2 rRNA genes are annotated in these 1,948 nt (G+C 55.4%); both read right to left on the bottom strand.

Features of this window, described 5'->3' with window-relative positions:
* Positions 1 to 100 (bottom strand): 5S ribosomal RNA (gene rrf / locus ABD106_RS14495); the annotation flags it as partial.
* A 110-nt stretch (positions 101 to 210) separates the two neighbouring features.
* A 23S ribosomal RNA gene (locus tag ABD106_RS14500) occupies positions 211 to 1,948 on the bottom strand; the annotation flags it as partial.

Below are 1,948 nucleotides of genomic sequence, written 5' to 3' on the forward strand. Positions count from 1 at the left end.
TCTCCCACAGGGTCCCCCCTGCAGTACCATCGGCGCTGAGAGCCTTAGCTTCCGGGTTCGGAATGTGACCGGGCGTTTCCCTCTCGCTATGGCCGCCGAAACACTGTTGATGTTTCGATCTGCACAGCTCTCCACTGTCGTGGAGGGCTGCAGTTCCCGACCGTACATCGGGAACCACAAAGTGGACGCGAGCAGCAAGCTCATATAGGTGTTATCAAATTATCGGCTTATTAGTACCGGTCAGCTTCATGGGTCTGTAGTCCCCACTTCCACATCCGGCCTATCAACCCAGTAGTCTGGCTGGGAGCCTCTCGCCCGAAGGCATGGAAGTCTCATCTTGAGGCCGGCTTCCCGCTTAGATGCTTTCAGCGGTTATCCATCCCGAACGTAGCTAATCAGCGGTGCTCCTGGCGGAACAACTGACACACCAGAGGTTCGTCCAACCCGGTCCTCTCGTACTAGGGTCAGATCCTCTCAAACTTCCTACGCGCGCAGCGGATAGGGACCGAACTGTCTCACGACGTTCTAAACCCAGCTCGCGTGCCGCTTTAATGGGCGAACAGCCCAACCCTTGGGACCTACTCCAGCCCCAGGATGCGACGAGCCGACATCGAGGTGCCAAACCATGCCGTCGATATGGACTCTTGGGCAAGATCAGCCTGTTATCCCCGAGGTACCTTTTATCCGTTGAGCGACAGCGCTTCCACAAGCCACTGCCGGATCACTAGTCCCGACTTTCGTCCCTGCTCCAGTTGTCACTGTCACAGTCAAGCTCCCTTGTGCACTTACACTCGACACCTGATTGCCAACCAGGTTGAGGGAACCTTTGGGCGCCTCCGTTACTTTTTGGGAGGCAACCGCCCCAGTTAAACTACCCACCAGGCACTGTCCCTGAACCGGATTACGGTTCGAAGTTAGATATCCAGAGTGACCAGAGTGGTATTTCAACAATGACTCCACCCGAACTAGCGTCCGAGCTTCACAGTCTCCCACCTATCCTACACAAGCCACACCGAACACCAATACCAAGCTGTAGTAAAGGTCACGGGGTCTTTCCGTCCTGCTGCGCGTAACGAGCATCTTTACTCGTAGTGCAATTTCGCCGAGTTCGCGGTTGAGACAGCTGGGAAGTCGTTACGCCATTCGTGCAGGTCGGAACTTACCCGACAAGGAATTTCGCTACCTTAGGATGGTTATAGTTACCACCGCCGTTTACTGGGGCTTAAATTCTGAGCTTCGCTTGCGCTAACCCTTCCTCTTAACCTTCCAGCACCGGGCAGGCGTCAGTCCGTATACATCGTCTTGCGACTTAGCACGGACCTGTGTTTTTAGTAAACAGTCGCTTCCCACTGGTCTCTGCGGCCTTCAAACGCTCGGGCAGCTAGTGCCGTCACGCCTCAGGCCCCCCTTCTCCCGAAGTTACGGGGGCATTTTGCCGAGTTCCTTAACCACGATTCTCTCGATCTCCTTGGTATTCTCTACCTGACCACCTGAGTCGGTTTGGGGTACGGGTGACTTGAACCTCGCGTCGATGCTTTTCTAGGCAGCATAGGATCACAGACTTCCCTCTAAGGGTTCGGCAAAGCTCTCAGGCTTCATGTGGGACGGATTTGCCTATCCCACGCCCTACGGCTTACCCGGACTCAACCATCGGCCCGGTTCTGCTACCTTCCTGCGTCACACCTGTTAATACGCTAGCCGCACCAGCATAGGGTCGAGCGCTAGGCCAAGGACGTCACCCCGAAGGGATCGGTCCAAGGATTCGGACTCTTAGCATTACTGGATTGACTTGGGCGGTTCTTCGCCAGCTCAGGAGTATCAACCTGATGTCCATCGACTACGCCTGTCGGCCTCGCCTTAGGTCCCGGCTTACCCAGGGAAGATTAGCTTGACCCTGGAACCCTTGGTCTTTCGGAGGACATGTTTCTCACATGTCTTTCGCTACTCA

The organism is Agrococcus citreus, from assembly GCF_039527715.1.
GTDB lineage: Bacteria > Actinomycetota > Actinomycetes > Actinomycetales > Microbacteriaceae > Agrococcus > Agrococcus citreus.